Origin of the sequence: Amycolatopsis sp. NPDC005232, assembly GCF_040607795.1 — a bacterium.
In the GTDB taxonomy this organism is placed as follows: Bacteria; Actinomycetota; Actinomycetes; order Mycobacteriales; family Pseudonocardiaceae; genus Amycolatopsis.
Genome location: NZ_JBEXHL010000005.1, coordinates 15,811 through 35,330 on the forward strand (window position 1 = coordinate 15,811; position 19,520 = coordinate 35,330).

Annotated in this window: 17 protein-coding genes and 1 pseudogene; 16 read left to right on the forward strand and 2 right to left on the reverse strand. The window is 71.3% G+C overall.

Annotated elements, in window-relative coordinates; genetic code table 11:
• The first annotated feature begins 94 nt into the window (after positions 1–94).
• The gene (gene sigJ, locus ABZU76_RS11520; RefSeq protein ID WP_354867663.1) at positions 95–1,003 is read left to right on the forward strand and encodes an RNA polymerase sigma factor SigJ; all 909 of its coding nucleotides are present in this window, start codon (positions 95–97) and stop codon (positions 1,001–1,003) included.
• A 25-nt stretch (positions 1,004–1,028) separates the two neighbouring features.
• Here the strand turns inward: sigJ and ABZU76_RS11525 are convergent, their stop codons facing one another.
• A complete protein-coding gene (locus ABZU76_RS11525; RefSeq protein WP_354867665.1) occupies positions 1,029–1,787 on the reverse strand; it encodes a class I SAM-dependent methyltransferase in 759 nt (252 codons plus the stop codon).
• A gap of 247 nt (positions 1,788–2,034) precedes the next feature.
• Between ABZU76_RS11525 and ABZU76_RS11530 the strand changes: the two genes are divergently transcribed.
• Positions 2,035–3,186, forward strand: a complete 1,152-nt coding sequence (locus ABZU76_RS11530) for an acyltransferase (protein WP_354867667.1) — start codon at positions 2,035–2,037, stop codon at positions 3,184–3,186.
• 274 nt (positions 3,187–3,460) lie between these two features.
• On the opposite strand, the gene aroA is transcribed toward ABZU76_RS11530, so the two are convergent.
• A complete protein-coding gene (gene aroA / locus ABZU76_RS11535) occupies positions 3,461–4,774 on the reverse strand; it encodes a 3-phosphoshikimate 1-carboxyvinyltransferase (protein WP_354867669.1) in 1,314 nt (437 codons plus the stop codon).
• A gap of 96 nt (positions 4,775–4,870) precedes the next feature.
• Between aroA and ABZU76_RS11540 the strand changes: the two genes are divergently transcribed.
• The 14 genes and pseudogenes from ABZU76_RS11540 (at position 4,871) to ABZU76_RS11605 (ending at position 19,517) form a co-directional block, all read left to right on the forward strand.
• On the forward strand, positions 4,871–6,571 hold the full coding sequence (locus ABZU76_RS11540) for a CTP synthase (RefSeq protein WP_220241927.1): 1,701 nt from the start codon (positions 4,871–4,873) through the stop codon (positions 6,569–6,571).
• A complete protein-coding gene (locus ABZU76_RS11545) occupies positions 6,568–7,209 on the forward strand; it encodes an NUDIX hydrolase (protein WP_354867671.1) in 642 nt (213 codons plus the stop codon). The genes ABZU76_RS11540 and ABZU76_RS11545 overlap by 4 nt, the downstream gene beginning before the upstream one ends.
• Positions 7,210–7,308: 99 nt before the next feature.
• Positions 7,309–8,211, forward strand: a complete 903-nt coding sequence (gene xerD / locus ABZU76_RS11550; protein WP_354868404.1) for a site-specific tyrosine recombinase XerD — start codon at positions 7,309–7,311, stop codon at positions 8,209–8,211.
• Positions 8,212–8,334: 123 nt separating this feature from the next.
• Positions 8,335–9,339, forward strand: coding sequence for an AAA family ATPase (locus ABZU76_RS11555; RefSeq protein ID WP_220241925.1), 1,005 nt, complete (start codon positions 8,335–8,337; stop codon positions 9,337–9,339).
• On the forward strand, positions 9,336–9,737 hold the full coding sequence (locus tag ABZU76_RS11560; RefSeq protein ID WP_220241924.1) for a cobyrinic acid a,c-diamide synthase: 402 nt from the start codon (positions 9,336–9,338) through the stop codon (positions 9,735–9,737). The genes ABZU76_RS11555 and ABZU76_RS11560 overlap by 4 nt, the downstream gene beginning before the upstream one ends.
• Complete coding sequence (locus tag ABZU76_RS11565; RefSeq protein WP_354867673.1) at positions 9,737–10,771, forward strand: segregation/condensation protein A; 1,035 nt, start codon at positions 9,737–9,739, stop codon at positions 10,769–10,771. Before ABZU76_RS11560 ends, ABZU76_RS11565 begins: the two co-directional genes overlap by 1 nt.
• A 389-nt stretch (positions 10,772–11,160) precedes the next feature.
• Positions 11,161–11,841 carry an SMC-Scp complex subunit ScpB gene (scpB, locus tag ABZU76_RS11570; protein WP_354868406.1) on the forward strand — a complete coding sequence of 227 codons (681 nt, stop codon included), beginning with the start codon at positions 11,161–11,163 and terminating at the stop codon, positions 11,839–11,841.
• Positions 11,831–12,583, forward strand: a complete 753-nt coding sequence (locus tag ABZU76_RS11575; protein WP_354867676.1) for a pseudouridine synthase — start codon at positions 11,831–11,833, stop codon at positions 12,581–12,583. Before scpB ends, ABZU76_RS11575 begins: the two co-directional genes overlap by 11 nt.
• 845 nt (positions 12,584–13,428) lie before the next feature.
• Positions 13,429–14,625 (forward strand): CoA transferase, encoded by a 1,197-nt coding sequence (locus tag ABZU76_RS11580; protein ID WP_354867678.1) that lies wholly within the window; start codon positions 13,429–13,431, stop codon positions 14,623–14,625.
• The gene (locus ABZU76_RS11585; RefSeq protein ID WP_354867681.1) at positions 14,622–15,434 is read left to right on the forward strand and encodes a cyclase family protein; all 813 of its coding nucleotides are present in this window, start codon (positions 14,622–14,624) and stop codon (positions 15,432–15,434) included. Before ABZU76_RS11580 ends, ABZU76_RS11585 begins: the two co-directional genes overlap by 4 nt.
• Positions 15,431–16,858 carry an MmgE/PrpD family protein gene (locus tag ABZU76_RS11590; protein WP_354867683.1) on the forward strand — a complete coding sequence of 476 codons (1,428 nt, stop codon included), beginning with the start codon at positions 15,431–15,433 and terminating at the stop codon, positions 16,856–16,858. The genes ABZU76_RS11585 and ABZU76_RS11590 overlap by 4 nt, the downstream gene beginning before the upstream one ends.
• Positions 16,859–16,884: 26 nt before the next feature.
• Entirely contained in the window at positions 16,885–18,354 is a 1,470-nt protein-coding gene (locus ABZU76_RS11595; RefSeq protein ID WP_354867685.1) for a dihydroorotase family protein, read from the forward strand.
• A gap of 215 nt (positions 18,355–18,569) precedes the next feature.
• Positions 18,570–18,767 (forward strand): annotated as a pseudogene (locus ABZU76_RS11600) (cold shock domain-containing protein); the annotation flags it as partial.
• A gap of 30 nt (positions 18,768–18,797) precedes the next feature.
• The gene (locus ABZU76_RS11605) at positions 18,798–19,517 is read left to right on the forward strand and encodes a cold shock domain-containing protein (RefSeq protein ID WP_354868409.1); all 720 of its coding nucleotides are present in this window, start codon (positions 18,798–18,800) and stop codon (positions 19,515–19,517) included.
• The last annotated feature ends 3 nt before the right edge of the window (positions 19,518–19,520 follow it).

A 19,520-nucleotide genomic window follows, 5' to 3' on the forward strand; every position in this document is an offset into this window, starting at 1 on the left:
CCGAAGTGTGAGGCGGCACGCCGGCCTCACAGTTCGGGTCGCTGTCGTGTCGTACTGCTGAGGGCAGCACGAGACCGAGGGAGCCGCCGCCACGATGACCACCCCACCCGAACCGGGCCTGAGCGCGATCATGAGCGAGCGCCGGCACCTGACCAACCTCGCCTACCGGCTGCTCGGCTCCCTGGCCGAGGCCGAGGACGCCGTGCAGGAGACCTATGCCCGCTGGTACGCGCTGTCGCGGGAGCAGCAGGACGCCGTCGAGTCTCCCGGCGCGTGGCTGACGACGGTCGCCAGCCGCATCTGCCTCAACCTGCTCGGCTCGGCGCGGGCCCGGCGGGAGACCTACGTGGGCGAATGGATCCCCGAGCCGCTGCCCGGACCGGCGGAGTGGCCCGGGCGAGCCGGCAGCGCCGACCCGGCCGATCGGGTCACCCTCGACGAGTCGGTCGGCATGGCCTTCCTCGTCGTGCTCGAGTCGATGACCCCGGCCGAGCGGGTGGCGTTCATCCTGCACGACGTGTTCCGCTACTCGTTCCCCGAAGTGGCCGGGATCGTCGGCCGTACGCCGGCGGCCTGCCGGCAGCTGGCTTCCTCAGCCCGCCGCCGCGTCCGCGCGGCGCAGGCACCCGCGAGCCCGGCGGCCCGGCAGGCGAGCGTCGTCAGGGACTTCAAGCAGGCGTGGGAAGCGAAGGACATCACTGCGCTGATCGGCCTGCTCGATCCCGACGCGACGGCGATCGCCGACGGTGGCGGACGCGCCCTGACCTTCCTGCACCCCATCGAAGGCGCCGGGCAGATCGCGCGGGCCTGGATCGAGCTCGCCCACCGTGCGCTCGGGACCACGACGCTGGCGGAACGCACGGTCAACGGTCAGCCCGGTCTCGTGGCCCAGCGGGACGGAATCACGCAGACGGTGTACGCGTTCGACGTCGCGGACGATCGGATCAAGCACATCTGGGTGATCCGCAACCCCGAGAAACTCCGGCCGTGGCTGACGGACTGAGGCTCGGCCGACAGCCGGGAGTGCTTCAGCTCTTCTCCCAGACCGACACGTGCTTGGTGCTGCCCGCCGTGAGCTCAGAACGATCCCAGTCCGCCCAGCGGTACTTCGGTTTCATCCCGGCGATGCGCGCCATGAGGTCCAGCTCGGCCGGCCAGACGTACCGGAAGGGGATGCGGCGAAACCGCCCCGTTCCGTCCGGTGACACGGTGAGGTGGTTCGAGGTGAACTCCTGGGTCACGACGTCGTACTGGTCGAACCCCACGTAGCCGGCGCCTTCGTGGTCGAGCGCCACCGCGAACGGGACGGTGTCCTGCCCGGGCGGCAGGCGGCGCAGATCCGGCAGACCCACCTCGACGAGGAACAGCCCGCCCGGCCGCAGATGCGCGGCCGCGTTCCGGAACACGTCGACCTGCGCGTCCTGTGTGGTCACGTTGCCGATCGTGTTGAACACCAGGCAGACCAGCGAGAACTCACCGGCCACCCGCGCCGACGTCATGTCGCCGATCGTGACGGCGACCGCGTCGCCGCCCGGCTTGCTCGCGATCCGCTCCGCCATGGCCCGGCTCAGCTCGATGCCGCTGACTCGCACGCCGCGCGTGGCCAGCGGGGCGGCGATCCGCCCGGTCCCGACGGCGAATTCGAGCACGGGGCCGTCGGCCAGCTCCTCGAGGACGTCCACCGCGGGCGTCACCACTTCAGGCGCGTTCGCGCCACCCGGATCGTCGTATCCCGCGGCCACACTCTCCGGGAACCAGCCGTCGGCCGGATCGTCTCGATCGCCCATGGCCGTCGGACGCTACGCCTGCCGTCGTGCGCTCCGCACTCCCTTTTCGGGACCTCAGGCGCGCAGGGCTTGAGTGGTATGTACCACTGCGGTGCGGCCGCGATCCCGGTCCGTGGACGGGCGTGATCTTCGCTACGCCCGTTTTCCAGCGGTAAAGCGGGTTCTCAGCCACTTCATGGCTGCTTCACAGGCAGTGCGGCAAATGTGGTCGCATGATCCACTCCGCACCCGGGCGCCCGGCCGCACGATGACCACGACCGAGATCGCCCCCGCCCCCGCGGCGGCCCCGGCGCGGGCGGCCCACGTGTACCAGCTCGACCTGTACCGTGTGATCACCTTCGCCCTGGTGATCTTCATGCATGTGCTGGGGGCGACGACCTTCCCGCAGGACGTGGTGTCCGACGCGCTCGAGATGCCGCTGCACCTCACCCGCGAGGCGTTCTTCGCGCTGACGACGTTCGTGCTCGTGTTCTCCTACCGCTCGCGCCCGCCGCGGCCGATGGCGTTCTGGCGCCGGCGGGTGCCGCTGGTCGCGGTGCCCTACGTGGCCTGGTCGGTGCTCTACTGGGGCTATTCGCTGGTCACCGCGGAGCAGCCCGTCGGCTCCGTCGCCGCGGCCCTGCGCGCGCTCGGGATCGAGATCGCCGACGGGACAGCGTGGTACCACCTGTACTTCCTGCTCGTGACGCTGCAGGTGTACCTGCTGTTCCCGGTGCTGATGAAGCTGGTGCGCACGTTCGCGCGCCGGCCGTGGCTCGTGTTGGGGATCTCCGGCGCGGTGCAGATCGCGGTCACGTGTTTCCTGAGCTACCCGCCGGAAGGCGTGGAGTACTCGACTGTGAGCCGGTTCTTCACGACGCTGCTGCCGTACCAGTTCTACTCGGTCCTCGGCGCCGTCGCGGCCGTGCACTTCGAGGCAGTGCAGGCGTGGGTGCGGCGGCACCGGTGGTTCGTGGCCGGCGGGCTGGTGGTCAGCCTCGCCGTGGCCGAGACGGGCTACTTCGTCAGTGTCCACAACGGACTGTGGCCGGAGCTGGCGAGCGACGCGTTCCGGCCCTACCTGGTGCCGTGGTGCGTCGCGGCCATCGCGGGCCTGCTCCTCGCGGGCACGCGCTGGGCGGAGGCGGGCCGGCCCGGCGGCCGTGTGGTGTCGTGGGCGGTGGACCGGTCGTTCGCGATCTTCCTGACGCACCCGCTCGCCCTGGCGCTGCTGAGTCCCCTGATCGCGCTCGTCGGCGACGGCGTGGGGGCGCCGTGGACGACCGTGGTCGTCTACCCGGCCACAGTGGCGCTGACGCTGGTGCTTGTAGAGGTGCTCCGGCGGCTGCCGTGGAGCAAAGCACTGACGGGCCGGCCGCGCCTGGAGCTCAAGCGGGTGGCCGCCACCGCAGCCGCTTAGGCAACGGGGCCGCGGCGAACCCAGCGCGCGAGGCCTTCACGCCGCGCCTGCTGCGCGCGCAGCCCAATCCGGCACGCACCTCCCTCGACGAGCCTGCCACCCGCCGCCCCTCGCCGCCTCCGCGAGATCGCCACCTGCCCAAAGCCGACCCACCCGCGAGATCGCGCCGGTTTCCGGATGTGGGCGGTGCGATCGGCCCCCGGCCGATCCGACCGTCCACAGCCGGAGGCCGGCTCAAAGGCGATCTCGCCGCCCCGGCGGAGCCGGGGCAAAATTACAGCGGAGCCGGGGCCAACAATTCCGTCCACGTCTCGACGAACGCCGGGAACGTTTTCCCCACCGTGGCGGGGTTTTCGACGCGGATGCCGGGCACGCGCAGGCCCAGCACGGCCGCGGCCATGACGAGGCGGTGGTCGTCGTAGGTGTGGAAGACGCCGCCGTGCAGTGGGGCCGGCGTGATACGCAGGCCGTCGTCCGTTTCGGAGACGTCGCCGCCGAGCGCCGACAGCTCCGTGGCCAGTGCTGTGATCCGGTCGGTCTCGTGGCCACGCAGGTGCGCGACGCCGCTGATCACCGACGGGCTGTCGGCGAAGCAGAGCAGCGCGGCGACCACCGGGGTCAGCTCGCCGACCTCGTGCAGGTCGAGCTCGACACCCGGGATGTGCGAGCCGCCGGTGACGGCGAGGCCGCCGTCCTCGAGCCGGACCGACGCGCCGAGCGCCGGCAGGAAGCTGCGCAGCCAGTCGCCGGGCTGGGTCGTGGTGCTCGGCCAGCCCGCGACGCGCACGGTGCCGCCCGCGGCCACGGCGGCGGCCACGAACGGCGCGGCCGTGGACAGGTCCGGTTCCACGACGTACTCGGGGCACGACAGCTTCGCCGGCGCGACGTGGAACTCCGCGCCTTCGCGCTCCACTCCTGCGCCGAAGCGGTGCAGCATGTCGAGCGTCATCGCGATGTGCGGCTCGCTCGGCGGCGCGTCGCCGACCAGGCGCACGGTCACGCCGCGGTCGAAGGACGGGCCGGCCAGCAGCAGCGCGGAGAGGAACTGGCTCGAGGCCGACGAGTCGAGGTCGACCGTGCCGCCGCGGACCCCGCCGTCGCCGTGGACCGTGAAGGGCGGGGCGCCGCGGCCGTCATCGTCGATGCGCACCCCGAGGCGGCGCAGCGCGGCCAGCAGCGGGCCGATCGGGCGGCGGCGGATGGCCTCGTCGCCGTCGAAGAGCACGGGGGAGTCGCCGAGCGCGGCGAGCGCGGGCGTGAAGCGTGCGACGGTGCCGGCGTTGCCGAGCGTGACCTCGACCGGCTCGCCGTGGCTGCTGCCGCCTGCGCCGAGGGGGTGGACGAGGAAGCCGTCGGCCGTCTCCTCCGACCGGGCGCCCAGCGAGGCCAGCGCGCCGAGCATGAGCCGCGTGTCGCGCGAGTCGAGCGGCACGCGCACCCGCGTCGGCGCGCCCGCGAGGGCGGCCAGCACGTAGGCGCGGTTCGTGATCGACTTCGAGCCCGGGACGCGCACCCGCGCGTCGAGTGCCGCCGCCGCGACCGGTGCGGCCCAGTGGTCGGCGTGGTCGTCCTTGTGCGCATCCGTCACGCACCGAAGCCTAGCGTGGCGGTCTCCGTCAACGCCGCCGCGCCGGGAACGGGCTCGAACGAGCGGATCGGCGTGCGTGCGATATGCTGGCGGCCCGTGGGACATCAGTCGCGGGCTACCAAGTTTGTCTTTGTCACCGGAGGCGTCGCCTCCTCTCTGGGTAAGGGATTGACGGCCTCGAGCCTCGGCCAGCTCCTTACCGCACGCGGGCTTCGCGTCACGATGCAGAAGCTCGACCCCTATCTCAACGTCGACCCTGGGACGATGAACCCGTTCCAGCACGGTGAGGTGTTCGTCACCGACGACGGTGCGGAGACGGATCTCGACATCGGGCACTACGAGCGGTTCCTCGACCGGGACCTCGACGGCAAGGCCAACGTCACGACCGGCCAGGTCTACTCGGAGGTCATCGCCAAGGAACGCCGAGGCGAGTACCTCGGCGACACCGTGCAGGTCATCCCGCACATCACGGACGAGATCAAGTCGCGCATCACCGCCGCGGCCGGTCCGGACGAGCACGGGAACACCCCGGACGTGGTCATCACCGAGGTCGGCGGCACGGTCGGCGACATCGAGTCGCTGCCGTTCCTCGAGGCGTGCCGCCAGGTGCGCCACGACGTCGGGCGGGACCACTGCTTCTTCCTGCACGTGTCGCTCGTGCCCTACCTCGCGCCGTCGGGTGAGCTCAAGACCAAGCCGACCCAGCACTCCGTTGCCGCGCTGCGCAACATCGGCATCCAGCCCGACGCGCTGGTCTGCCGGGCCGACCGGGAGATCCCCGAGGACCTCAAGCGCAAGATCGGCCTGATGTGCGACGTCGACTCGGAGGCGGTCATCGCCTGCCCGGACGCGCGCTCGATCTACGACATCCCCAAGGTGCTGCACGGCGAGGCGCTCGACGCCTACGTGGTGCGCCGCCTGGGGCTGCCGTTCCGCGACGTCGACTGGACGGTGTGGGGCGACCTGCTCAACCGAGTGCACAACCCGAGCGAGACGGTGCGGATCGCCGTGGTGGGCAAGTACATCGACCTGCCCGACGCGTACCTCTCGGTCACCGAGGCCCTGCGCGCGGGCGGGTTCGCCCACCGCGCCAAGGTCGAGATCGTGTGGGTCGCCTCGGACGACGCGCAGACCGCGTCGGGCGCCGCTTCGGTGCTGTCCGATGTGGACGGCGTGCTGATCCCCGGCGGGTTCGGCATCCGCGGCATCGAGGGCAAGGTCGGCGCCATCGAGTACGCGCGCACGCGCGGCGTGCCGCTGCTCGGGCTGTGCCTCGGCCTGCAGTGCATGGTCATCGAAGGCGCGCGGCACCTGGCGGGCATCGCGGACGCCAACTCGGCGGAGTTCGACGAGGACACCGAGCACGCGGTGATCTCGACGATGGCCGACCAGCGTGACGTGGTCGCGGGCGAGCGGGACATGGGCGGCACGATGCGCCTTGGCGCGTACCCGGCGAAGCTCAAGCCGGGCTCGCAGGTCGCGAAGGCGTACGGCAGCACCGAGGTCTCCGAGCGCCACCGCCACCGCTACGAGGTCAACAACGCCTACCGCAAGCAGCTCTCCGACGCCGGGCTCGTGTTCTCCGGCACCTCGCCCGACGACCACCTGGTCGAGTTCGTGGAGCTGCCGGCCGACGTGCACCCGTTCTTCGTCGGCACGCAGGCGCACCCGGAGCTCAAGAGCCGCCCGACGCGGCCGCACCCGCTCTTCAGCGCGTTCGTGAAGGCCGTGGTGGACCGCAAGGTCGCCGAGCGGCTGCCGGTGGAGCTCGCCGAGGCGCCCGTGGCGGCCCGGTGACCGAGCCCGGCACGCACGAGTTCACGGTCGCCGGCACCCGGGTCGTCCACATCGGACGCGTCGTCGGCCTGCGGGTCGACGAGGTGGTGATGCCCGGCGGCGGGACGGCGAAGCGCGAGGTCGTGGAGCACCTCGGTGCCGTCGCGATCCTCACGCTCGACGGCAGTGGTGTCGATGCCGCGGTGACGATGGTCCACCAGTACCGGCACCCGCTCGGGCACCGGCTGTGGGAGCTGCCGGCGGGTCTGATCGACAAGCCGGGGGAGAACCCCGTCGACGCGGCGAAGCGCGAGCTCGTGGAAGAGGTCGGGCTGGCGGCGGACGAGTGGTCGACGCTGGTGGACGTGGCCGCCTCGCCAGGGTTCACCGACGAGGTGGTGCGGGTGTTCCTCGCCCGCGGCCTGTCCGAAGTGGACCGTGAGGTGCTCGGCGAGGAGGAGGCCGACCTCGTGGTGAAGAAGTTCCCGCTCGCCGAAGCCGTCGCCATGGCGCTCTCGGGTGAGCTGGTGAACGGCGCGACCGTCTCGGGTGTGCTGGCCGCCCACGCGGTGGTCACCGGCGCGGCGAAGGCCCGCCCGGCCGACGCGCCGTGGCGGGACCGGCCCACCCGCTTCGCCCGGCGCCGAGCGGAAGGCTGATCTACCCGTCCGTGCCCGCCGCGCGTCGGCGGGCACGGACGGCCCGGCGGCCTAGAGTGTGACCCCGTGACGGGCACGGGCGGGACGGCGGTGGCGGAAGTGATCGCCGCGTACCTGGACCACCTCGTGGTCGAGCGCGGCACCGCCCGCAACACGCTCGACAGCTACGCCCGCGACCTGCGCCGGTACGCCGCGCACCTCGCCGCCGCGGACGTCACGCGGTTCCCGGACGTGACGCCGGCGCACGTCACGTCGTTCGGCGCGGCCCTGCGCGAAGGCGACGAGGAGCACCGGCCGCTCGCCGCGTCCTCGGCCGCGCGGGCGCTGGTCGCCGTGCGCGGGCTGCACAAGTTCGCCCACGCCGACGGCAACACCGAGCACGACCCCGCGCGCGAGGTCCGCCCGCCTGCCGCGGCGAAGAGGCTGCCCAAGGCGCTGCCCGTGACCGACGTCCTCAAGCTGCTCGAGACCCCGCCGCCCGACGGCGAGCGCGCACTGCGCGACCGGGCGCTGCTCGAACTGCTCTATTCCACCGGCGCCCGGATCTCCGAAGCCGTCGGGCTCGACGTGGACGACGTCGACGACACCGACCGCACCGTGCTGCTCGACGGCAAGGGCGGCAAACAGCGGCTCGTCCCGATCGGCCGGCCCGCGGTCGAGGCGCTGCACGCGTACCTCGTGCGGGCGCGCCCGGTGCTCGCGGCGCACGGGCGCGGCACGTCCGCGATGTTCCTCAACGCCCGCGGCAGCAGGCTGTCCCGCCAGAGCGCGTGGCAGGTCCTCAAGGACACCGCCGAACGCGCGGGGATCACCGCCGACGTCTCGCCGCACACCCTGCGCCACTCGTTCGCCACGCACCTGCTCGAAGGCGGTGCCGACGTGCGCGTCGTGCAGGAGCTGCTGGGCCACGCCTCGGTGACGACGACGCAGGTCTACACGCTCGTCACGGTCAACACGCTGCGCGAGGTCTACGCCACGGCGCACCCGCGCGCGCTGGGCTGAACCGGCCTCAGAGCATCAGCCACCAGTGGTGACTTCGCGCGCCCGGCCCGGCGCGGCGCTTTGCCGGGGCTCCGACTCCGCGCATAGGCTGCCGGGGACGCCGAAACAAGGAGCTTTCCCGCCATGTCGACACCGAACCAGCCGGAGCGCCCGGCCGCGTCCGCCGGTTCGGCCGCGGCTAGCCTCTCCCAGGCGCGAATCGCCACCCCCGCCAACCACGACGGGGACGAGCCGTCCGACGGCCCGCGCCTGAGCCGCGCCGAGAGAGCCCGGCTGCGCGCGAAGGAGCGCGAAGAGAGCGGCATCGGTCCCACGGGCCGGCCGCTGCGCGAGATCCCCGAACCCGCGCCGCTCGACCACCACGGTCCGGCCAAGGTGCTCGCGATGTGCAACCAGAAGGGCGGCGTCGGCAAGACCACGTCGACCATCAACCTGGGTGCGGCGCTCGCCGAGTGCGGGCGCCGCGTGCTGCTCGTGGACTTCGACCCGCAGGGCGCCCTGTCGGTGGGTCTCGGCATCCAGCCGCACGAGCTGGACCAGACGGTCTACAACGTCATCATGGAGCGCTCCGTCGGCATCGAGGACGTGCTCCGCAAAACCCGCGTCGACGGCGTTGACCTGCTGCCGAGCAACATCGACCTGTCCGCGGCCGAGGTCCAGCTCGTCGCAGAGGTAGGGCGCGAACACACGTTGTTACGGGTCCTTCGTCCGGTCATGAACGACTACGACTATGTTCTTGTCGACTGCCAGCCCTCGCTCGGCCTGTTGACGGTGAACGCATTGACCGCTGCGGACGGTGTGATCATCCCCTTGGAGTGCGAGTTCTTCAGTCTGCGAGGCGTCGCGCTCCTGATCGACACGATCGAGAAGGTGCAGGAACGCCTCAACCCCAAACTGGACATCACGGGGATTCTCGCCACGATGTACGACCCGAGAACCCTGCACTCGAAGGAGGTCATGGCTCGCGTGGTGGAGGCATTCGGCGACATCGTGTTCGACACGGTGATCAACCGCACCGTGCGGTTCCCCGAGACGACAGTCGCGGGTGAGCCGATCACGACCTGGGCCCCCAAGTCGGCCGGCGCGGCAGCCTATCGCGCGCTGGCTCGCGAGGTGATCGCTCGGTGAGCAGGCGCGCTTCCCTGCCCGGAGCGTCGGAACTCTTCCGCCTCACCTCCAGTCCTGTCAGCCCGGCACTCGACCGCCCGGCGGCGCCCGCACCGGCCGAACCGCTCCCGAGGAAGAGCGAGGACGCCGACCAGCTCAGCCGCGCCGCGGCGCGCAGCGGCTCCGGCCGCACGAAGCACGACGCGAAGATCACGGTGTACGTCGCGGGCGACGAGCTGCTCGCGATGGAGCAGACCCGGCTGAACCTGCGGGCCAAGCACAACCTCGTGGTCGACCGCGGCCGCCTGGTGCGCGAGGCCGTGGCCGTGCTGATCGCGGACTTCGACCAGCGCGGCGAAGATTCGGTGCTGGTCCAGCGATTGCAGGCGATGGAAGAAGAAGGCGGAACCGAGGGCTGATGGACGAACCGGCATCGGCCGAGCAGCCGGAGCCGGACGCCGCGGCCCCGGGTACCGAGACGCCGATCCAGCAGGAAACTCCCAGCCCGGACGAGACTCCGAGCCAGGACGAGACGGCGGGCCAGGGCGAAACTGCGACAGCGGAGGAAACGCCGGGCCAGGAGGAGAAGCCCGTCGAGCACGAGACCGTGCACGGCGGGACGATCCCGGAGGGCTACGCCGAGGAGCTCAGCACCTCGAAGTTCAAGGTGCGCCTGAAGAACTTCGAGGGGCCGTTCGACCTGCTGCTGCAGCTGATCTCGCAGCACCAGCTCGACGTCACCGAGGTCGCGCTGCACACGGTCACCGACGATTTCATCGCCTACACGCGTGCGCTCGGGTCCGACTGGAACCTCGACGAGACCACGGAGTTCCTGGTCATCGCCGCGACCCTGCTGGACCTCAAGGCCGCGCGGCTGCTGCCCTCGGCGGAAGTGGAGAACGAGGACGACCTCGCGCTCCTGGAAGCCCGCGACCTGCTCTTCGCGCGCGTGCTGCAGTACCGCGCGTACAAGCAGGTGGCGGCGCTGTTCGGCGAGCTGGAGCAAGGCGCGCTGCGGCGCTACCCGCGCTCGGTGGCGCTGGAGGAGCGTTATGTCGGGCTGCTGCCCGAGGTGATGCTCGGCGTGACGCCGCCGAAGTTCGCGGACATCGCCGTCACGGTCTTCAAACCGAAGCCGCCGCCGACGGTGTCGCTCGCGCACTTGCACATGGGCCACGTGTCCGTGCGCGAGCACGCGGCGCTGTTGCGGCTGAAGCTCGCGGAGGCGGGACAGGCCACGTTCAAGGAGCTCGTGGAGGACTGCGAGTACACCGTGGAGATCGTCGCGCGGTTCCTCGCGCTGCTGGAGCTGTACCGCGAGTCGACGGTGCAGTTCGAGCAGCTCGAGGCGCTCGCCGAGCTCCACGTGCGCTGGACCGGCGGCAGCGTCGCGGAGGCCTCGGCCGCCGCGGCCCACGACCGCACGGCGGCCGACGAAGAGGAGTACGGGTGAGCACCGAAGACGACCGCGCCGCGACGCCGGCCGTGGAAGCGATCGACCTCGACGAGGTCGTGGCGCCGAACGCGTCGGTGTCCGAGCTGCCCGAACCCGGTGTCGCGCCGGAAGGTTCTCCGCAGGAGGACGTTGCCGAGGCTTCGCCCGGCACGACCGGCGAAGGGGCCGAAGGCGACAGGGCGCCGGAAGAGGCCGAGTCGAGCGCGGACGAGGCGAACACGGACGAGGCCGAGCCGGAGCCCGGGGCGACCGAGGCCGCGGCAGAACCCGAGCTGGAACCCGAGCCGGAACCCGAGGCCGTTGTGGCGAGCGAGGTTCGGGCCGACACCGAGGCCGAAGCCGAGGAGGAGGGCGAGGCACACCCGGAGCCCGAGTCCGCCGAGCCGATCGCGCAGCCGGAACCCGAGTCCGGCGCCGAGAGCCCCGAAGCCGAATCGGGCGAGGGGGAGCCGGTGGACGCGGCCGCCGGAGCCGACCAGCCGGGCTCGGAGGAGGGTGTCGAGCCGGTCAGCGACCTGCCCGACGTGACGTCCGACGAGGCGCTGGAGGCCGCTCTCGAGGCGCTGCTGCTCGTCGTCGACTCGCCGGCGGGCGAGCAGATGCTGGCCGAGACCGTGGGGCAGTCGGTGGCGCGGGTCACCGTCGCGCTGCGGACGATGGCGCAGCGGCTCACCGAGCGGGGGAGCGGGATCGACCTGCGGCGCGTCGGCGAAGGGTGGCGGTTCTACACTAGGGATACGTACGCCCCGTTCGTGGAGAAGCTCCTGCTCGACGGCCAGCGGTCGAAGCTGACCCGGGCCGCGCTGGAGAGCCTCGCCGTGATCGCGTACCGGCAGCCGGTGACCAGGGCCAGGGTCGCCGCGGTGCGCGGGGTCAACGTCGACGGCGTGATCCGCACCCTGCTGGCCCGCGGCCTCATCGAAGAGATGGGCACAGACCCCGAGACGACGGGCACGCTGTACGTGACGACCGAGCTGTTCCTGGAGCGACTGGGGCTGTCGTCGCTGAATGACCTGCCCCCGATCGCTCCGCTGCTACCCGAAGTGGACACCATCGATGACATCTGACCAGCACCCCGACGGCGTCCGGCTGCAAAAGGTCCTCTCCCAGGCCGGCATCGCCTCGCGGCGCGCGGCCGAGGACCTGATCGTGGAGGGCCGGGTGGAGGTGGACGGCCAGATCGTCACCGAGCTGGGCCGCCGCGTCGACCCGGTCGAGGCCGTGATCCACGTCGACGGCACGCGCGTGAACCTGCGCGACGACCTCGTGTACCTTTCCTTCAACAAGCCCAAGGGCGTGCACTCGACGATGTCGGACGACCGCGGCCGCCCGTGCGTCGGCGACTACCTGCGCGGCCGCTGGGAGGAGACCCCCGGCGTCGTGCACGTGGGCCGGCTCGACGAGAACACCGAGGGCCTGCTGCTGCTCACCAACGACGGCGACCTCGGCCACCGGCTGATGCACCCGTCGTACAACGTGCTCAAGACCTACTTCGCCGAGGTCGAGGGTCTCGTGCCGCGCGGGCTCGGCAAGGAGCTGCGGGCCGGCTGGGAGCTGCCCGACGGCATCGTGAAGGTCGACCAGTTCCGCGTGAAGGACATGCACTCGGGCCGCAGCATGATCGAGCTCGTGATCCACGAGGGCAAGAAGCACATCGTGCGCCGCCTGATGGCCTCGACCGGGCACCCGGTGCGCAAGCTCGTGCGCACCGCGGTCGGCGACGTGCAGCTGGGCGCCCAGCGGCCGGGCACCATCCGCCGGCTCAACCGCGGTGAGGTCGGTTCGCTCTACCGCAACGTCGAGCTGTAAACACCGGCGTTCCACCCTGGCGACCTGATCGACGCCCCGGCTTCGCCGGCGGCGTCGAGCCGGTCGGGTCGAAGGTGCGGCGACCGGCCGCATCGGTGGATCGCCGTGGCCCCACGACGGGCTGAACCGAAGTCGGCACGGACGAGGTCACGCCGCGGCTCGACAGCGGGCTTCGTTCAAGAGCCGCTCGTCCGCACCTGCCGCGGCGCTCAAGCCCCGGACGGGGAAAGGGTGACTCCGAGCCCGGCCCCGTCCCGCGAGTGCTGCACACCTTCCGATCGTTTCGCGCGACGCCAGCCGTCGCCGGCGACCAGACGCTGGAGCCCGATCACGTAGCCGGCCTCGCTGCGACACGCACGAGGCTCGGCGTCGAGCTGCGATCGCCCCGTCATCAGCTCTGCCGGGAGCCATGATCCCGTTGTGAGACAAGGCCACGCCGACGATTTCGTCCCGTTGGGACACCGGATCGCCGAGGCCCCGGCGCGGCCGTCCTTCTCCTTCCCACCGGACACCGCCGGACCAGTACGGCTCCGTGGCGCGCCGGCCAGACGAGGCCGGCGCCGTCGAGCCGCCGCGCCTCCCGGTCGCCGGCCGCGCAAGTGGTGGGCCTGCCGCTCGATCACCTACCGGCGTCGGGGTGCTCGCCCACCGTCGTTCCGGCAAGCGGAACGTGATCGACAGGGAAGTCAGTGATCCGACCGCGGGTGATCGCAGCGGTCGGGTCGGGCTTGCATGTGGGGATAGCCTCAATGTCTGCAGATTCGACTCGACCTCTTCAGGTGGACGCCCGTTCCGGCTACAGTCGTCGCCAGATGGAGTGTTTCTTCTGACGGAACGAGGTTCGAGTGGCTTCAGCGGCAGCTCTCGACGGACTACGCGTGCTCGACGTGTCCACGATCCTGGCGGGCCCGTTCTGCTGTCAGATCCTCGGTGACTTCGGTGCCGACGTGATCAAGATCGAGCACCCGCGCAACGGCGACAACATGCGCGGCCACGGCCGGAGCAAGAACGGCGTCCCGCTGTGGTGGAAGGAGATCAGCCGCAACAAGCGGACCGTCGCCCTCGACCTCAAGGACGAGCGCGGCGGCGAGGTGTTCCGTGCTCTGGCGAAGACGGCGGACGTCGTCGTCGAGAACTTCCGTCCGGGGACCCTCGAGCGGTGGGGCATCGGCCCCGACGCGCTGTTCGCCGAGAACCCCGGGCTGGTGCTCGTGCGGCTCACCGGCTTCGGCCAGACCGGTCCCTACGCCGGCCGGGCCGGCTTCGGCACGCTCGTCGAAGCCATGAGCGGCTTCGCTTCGCTGACCGGGCAGGCCGACGGCCCGCCGACTTTGCCGGCCTTCGGCCTGGCCGACAGCATCTGCGGAATCGCCGCGTCGTCGGCCGTGATGATGGCGCTCCGCCACCGCGACCGGACCGGCGAGGGACAGGTCGTCGACATGAGCCTGCTCGAGCCGATCATGGCAGCCGTCGGGCCGGGTCCGACGATCTATCAGCAGCTCGGCGAGGTCGAGCAGCGCCATGGCAACCGGTCGACCAACAACGCGCCGCGCAACACCTACCGGACCTCGGACGGCGGGTGGGTGGCCGTTTCCACCAGCGCCCAGCGGATCGCCGAACGGGTGCTGGAGCTGGTCGGCCATCCCGAGGTGATCAGCGAACCGTGGTTCGCCACCGGCGGCGGCCGGGCGGCGCACGTCGACCTGCTCGACGACTACGTCGGCAGCTGGATCGCGCAGCGCAGCCGCGACGAGGTCATCAGCGCCTTCACCGAGGCCGGTGCCGCCATCGCCGCCGTCTACGACGCCCGCGACCTGGTCGAGGATCCCCACGTGCGGGAGACGCAGATGCTGCTGGAGGTCGACGACGCGGACTTCGGGCCGCTGCTGCAGCACAACGTGATGTGGCGGATGAGCGCTTCGCCGGGGGCGATCAGGTTCACCGGCCGCGGGCTGGGCGAGAACACCGACGAAGTCTTGACCGAGGCCGGCCTCGAGGCCGGCCGGATCGCCGAGCTCAAGGAGAGTGGGATCATCCGATGACCGATGCATTGCTCAGCGCGGTTCAGGGCGGGCTGGACGTGGTCGACCTGGGACGACAGCTGCGGGTCGGCATGCCCCAGTCCCCGAACCACCCCCAGTTCTGGCACACCCTGCCGCGCCGCCACGGCGACATGACGCGTGCCGACGGGGGCAGCGCCGCCAATGACATGATCACGATGGGCTGCCACGTGGGCACGCACATCGACGCGCTGGCGCACGTCTCGCACGACGGGCTCATGTTCGGCGGCGTCGACGCGATGCAGGCCGGGGTCGGTGGCAAGTACGACGCGCTCGGCGTTCACTCCATCGCGCCGATGATCCGCCGGGGTGTGCTCCTCGATATCGCGGGACTGCACGGAGTCAGCTGCCTCGACGGCGGCTACGAGATCACCGTCGGCGACCTGGAAGCGGCCGCCAAGAACTCGGACGGCGGTGTCGGCGAGGGAGACGTGGTGCTCATCCGCAGCGGCTGGGGCACGAAGTTCGCCGAGGGCGGCGCCTACGTGGGCGGGCCGTCCGGGGTCCCGGGGGTCGGCGAGGCCGGCGCTCAGTGGCTCGCCGAGCGGCGCATCCACGCCGCCGGCGCCGACACCATCGCGTTCGAGCGGCTCGCCCCCGGCGGTGGGCACGCGCTGCTGCCGGCACACCGGGTCCTGCTCGTCGAGAGCGGGATCTACCTCATCGAGGCGCTCGACCTCGAGGAGCTGGCCGGCCGCGGGTGGGCGGAGTTCACGCTCGTGCTGGTGCCGCTCAACATCTACGGCGCGACCGGGTCGCCGGTGCGCCCGCTGGCGGTGCGTGCCGCGTGAGCGAGCAGACCCTGGCCCAGCAGCTCGGGGCCTTCGCGGCCGGCACGTCCTACGACGACCTCCCGGCCGAGGTCGTGGAGAGCGTGAAGATGCGGGTGCTCGACATCCTCGGCATCGCCGCCGCCGCCAGCACGCTCGAAACCAGCCGCTCCGCGCGGGAGTGGGCCGGCAGCCAGGCCGGCACGGGCGCCGCCTCGGCCGTCGGTGTGCCCGGCCGGCTGCCCGCCAACATGGCCGCCTTCGTCAACGGGGTCCTCGCGCACTCCCTCGACTATGACGACACCCATCTGCCGTCGGTCCTTCATCCGAGCGCCTCGGTCGTCCCTGCGGCACTGGCCGCCGCCGAGCGCGCCGGCGCGGACGGTCGTGAGCTCATCCGGGCGGTCGCGATCGGGATCGAGATCTGCGTCCGGCTCGGCATGGCCGGTTACGACAAGGCGAGCAACAACTCCGTCTTCTTCGAGCACGGCCAGCACGCCACGTCGATCTGCGGCGCGATGGGTGCCTCGGTTGCGGCGACGCTGCTCGCCGGCGGCGATGAGCAAGCGGTCGTCGATGCGCTCGGCGTCACGGCCTCGCTGGCCTCGGGCATCATCGAGGCCAACCGCACCGGCGGCACCGTCAAGCGGATCCACTGCGGGTGGGCGGCGCACGCGGCGGTCTCCGCGGCGGAGCTGGTCAAGCTCGGCCTGACCGGTCCGCCCACGGTGCTCGAGGGCCGGTTCGGCTTTTTCCAGGCCTGGCTGCACGGCATCTTCGACCCGGCGGCCATCGTCGACGGGCTGGGGACCGAGTGGTCGGTCCCGGGCATCTTCTTCAAGCCCTACCCGGCGAACCATTTCACGCACGCCGCCGTCGACGCCGCCGCGCAGCTGCGCGCGGACGGCGTACGGGTCGAGGACATCGTCTCGCTCCAGCTCGGCGTACCGGCGCAGAACCTGCGCACGGTGGGGGAGCCGATCGAGGTGAAGCGGACGCCGCAGACCGGCTACATGGCCCAGTTCAGCGGTCCCTACGCGGTCGTGCTCGGCCTGCTGGGCGGCTCCGGTCTCGGTGCCGGGCTCGACGACTACACCGACGAACTCGCGCAGGACCCCGAGCGAAGAGCGTTGATGGCGAAGGTGGACGTGACGGCCGACGAGCGGTGCACGGAGATCTTCCCGCACCAGTTCCCCGCGGTGCTCACGGCGCGGCTCAAGGACGGCCGCGAGGTGGTGGCCGAGGTGTTCACGAACCGCGGTGGCCCGCAGCGACCGCTCTCGTTCGAAGAGTTGGCCGCCAAGTTCCACGACAACGCCCGGCGGGTGCTGCCTCCCGATCGGGCCGACGAACTCGCGGCGGCCTGCCGCACGCTCGAGGACTGCACCGACCTCATGGAGCTGCTCGCTTCCCTGACGAGGGTCGACGACCCCGCTCGCACGTAGGACGAACAACCGAAGGATGAGGGAAAATGGCTGAATTCGACTTGGTGATCCGTAACGCCCAGGTGGTGCGCCCCGCGAGCGATGCCCCCGAGCGCCTCGACGTCGCCGTCAAGGACGGCAAGTTCGCCGCCTTCGAGCCGAGCATCGACTCCGAGCGCGGAGCCGAGACGGTCGACGCCGCCGGCAAGCACCTCTTCCCCGGTGTGGTGGACGTCCACCAGCACTGGGGCATCTACAACGAACTCGGCGAGGACGCCGGCTCGGAGAGCCAGGCGTCGGCGCAGGGCGGTGTCACGACCGGCATCACCTACATCCGCACCGGTGCTTACTACATGAACCGGACCGGGCCGTACCGCGAGGTGTTCCCCGACGTGCTGGCAGCCGCCGAGGGCCGCTCCTTCATCGACTACGCGTTCCACGTGGCGCCGATCCTCAAGGAGCACATCGACGAGATCCCCGACCTGATCGGGGAGTTCGGGGTGCCCTCGTTCAAGATCTTCATGTTCTACGGCAGCCACGGGCTGCACGGCCGCTCGAGCGACCAGAGCTCGTTCCTCATGATCCCCGAGGACGAGTCCTACGACCTGGCCCACTTCGAGTTCGTGATGCGGGGCATCGAGAAGGCGCGTCGCGACCCCCGGTTCGCTGCCGACCGCGAGCACATCTCGCTGTCGCTGCACTGCGAGACGGCGGAGATCATGCGGGCCTACACCAAGCTGGTCGAGCAGGAGGGCAAGCTGACCGGCCTCGAGGCGTACAGCGCCTCGCGGCCGCCGCACTCGGAGGGCCTGGCGATCACCATCGCTTCCTACCTGGCCCACGAGACCGAGCTGCCCAAGATCAACCTGCTGCACCTGACCTCGCGCAAGGCGATCGAGGCCGCCATGATGATGCAGGAGACCTTCCCGCACATCGACTTCCGCCGCGAGGTGACTGTCGGCCACCTGCTCGCCGACTTCACGACCGCCAACCTCGGCGGCAAGGTCAACCCGCCGCTTCGCTCCCGCGAAGACGTCGAGTCGTTGTGGGAACACCTGCTGGCCGGCCACTTCTCGTGGGTCACCTCGGATCACGCGTGCTGCCGCGACGAGACCAAGTTCGGCGAGCCCCGCGAGGACGTTTTCGTGGCCAAATCCGGCTTCGGCGGCACCGAGTACCTGCTGGCGGGCATGGTCAGTGAAGGCCGCAAGCGCGGTCTGTCCTACCCGCGCATCGCCGAACTCGTCGCCAAGAGCCCGGCCGAGCGGTTCGGGCTGCGCGGCAAGGGTGATCTCGCCGTCGGGTACGACGCCGACTTCTGCCTGCTCGACGACACGGTCGACTACACCGTGCACGCGCAGGACTCGCTCTCCACGCAGGAGTACACCCCGTTCGAGGGCTTCGAGCTGACGGCCAAGGTGACCGACAGCTGGGTCCGCGGCACCGAGGTCTTGCGTGCGGAGAAGATCGTCGGCACCCCGACGGGCCGGTTCGTGAAGCGCTCGGGTCTGGCCTGACGCACCGAGATCCAAGAGCTGACAGAGGGACCGGCCGGCGCCGTCAGGCACCGGCCGGTCCCTTCAGACCTGGTCTCAAAACTCGGCGTGTCGCTAGGTGAACCAACGGCCCGCCCCTGGCTCCGCACCGCCCGCCTGTGGGCCCGGCGCGACGGACCGCAGGTCTGTCAGAGAGACTGGGGGCCATTGCCCGCCCTCTCGACCTGGAGTCTTTGATGCCGCAAGGGACCGTCCGTTGGTTCGACGCCGAACGGGGTTTCGGCTTCCTCGCGCCCGAGGACGGCTCGCCGGACGTGTTCGTGCACGCCTCCGAGATCGTCGGGGACGGCGGCGCGAAAGTGCTCCGCGAGGGTCAGGCCGTGGTGTTCGAGGTCGGCGAGAACGACCGAGGGCCCCAGGCGCTGCGCGTTCGCGTCACCGCCGATGCGGCCACCGGCAGCGCCGTGGGCCTGCTCGGCACCGTCAACTGGTACGAGCCGGGCAAGGGGTACGGCTTCGCGTCGCCGGACGGCGGCGGCGCCGACATCTTCGTGCACAGCTCCGCCATCGTGACCGGCGGCGTGGTCACCGAGGGGCAGCGGGTGGCCTTCCTGATCGTCGAAGGCGAGCGCGGCCCGCAGGCCGGGCACGTGATCCCGCTGGGAGCAGGGGCAGGCTCACCCGCTGCGGCTGGTATCGCGGACGGTGCCGACGGCACGGTGGCCTGGTACGACGAGGACAAGGGTTTCGGCTTCATCAACCCCGACTCCGGCGCCGGGGACGTCTTCGTTCACGCCCGGGCCCTGGCCGAGGGGCTGACGTGGCTCGCGGAGGGCGACCGCGTCGCCTACGAGGTGGCCAGTGGAGACAAGGGCCCACAGGCCCGCGACGTGCACCTGGTCCGGGGCGCCGAGCCCCAGACGGCGCCGCAGCGGTCGGCACCTGCCGCGGCCGCAGGGCCGGCGGCGCGGGACGTGCCCGTACGAGGCGGCGAGGGCGTCGTCGCGCGCTACGACGACGACCGCGGCTTCGGCTTCATCACCCCGGACGCAGGCGGCGACGATCTCTTCGCTCACGCGTCCGTGATCATGGGGTCGGAGCCGCTGCGGAAGGGTGACCGGGTCCGGTACGCGGTGCGTCAGAGCGACCGGGGCCCGCAGGCCGACCGCATCGAACGCCTCTGAAGA

Excerpts from the sequence above, each read along its gene's own strand:
- sigJ (WP_354867663.1), top strand. The coding sequence starts at position 95 with ATGACCACCCCACCCGAACCGGGCCTGAGCGCGATCATGAGCGAGCGC.
- ABZU76_RS11525 (WP_354867665.1), bottom strand. The coding sequence starts at position 1,787 with ATGGGCGATCGAGACGATCCGGCCGACGGCTGGTTCCCGGAGAGTGTG.
- ABZU76_RS11530 (WP_354867667.1), top strand. The coding sequence starts at position 2,035 with ATGACCACGACCGAGATCGCCCCCGCCCCCGCGGCGGCCCCGGCGCGG.
- ABZU76_RS11555 (WP_220241925.1), top strand. The coding sequence starts at position 8,335 with ATGTCGACACCGAACCAGCCGGAGCGCCCGGCCGCGTCCGCCGGTTCG.
- ABZU76_RS11565 (WP_354867673.1), top strand. The coding sequence starts at position 9,737 with ATGGACGAACCGGCATCGGCCGAGCAGCCGGAGCCGGACGCCGCGGCC.
- ABZU76_RS11575 (WP_354867676.1), top strand. The coding sequence starts at position 11,831 with ATGACATCTGACCAGCACCCCGACGGCGTCCGGCTGCAAAAGGTCCTC.
- ABZU76_RS11585 (WP_354867681.1), top strand. The coding sequence starts at position 14,622 with ATGACCGATGCATTGCTCAGCGCGGTTCAGGGCGGGCTGGACGTGGTC.
- ABZU76_RS11595 (WP_354867685.1), top strand. The coding sequence starts at position 16,885 with ATGGCTGAATTCGACTTGGTGATCCGTAACGCCCAGGTGGTGCGCCCC.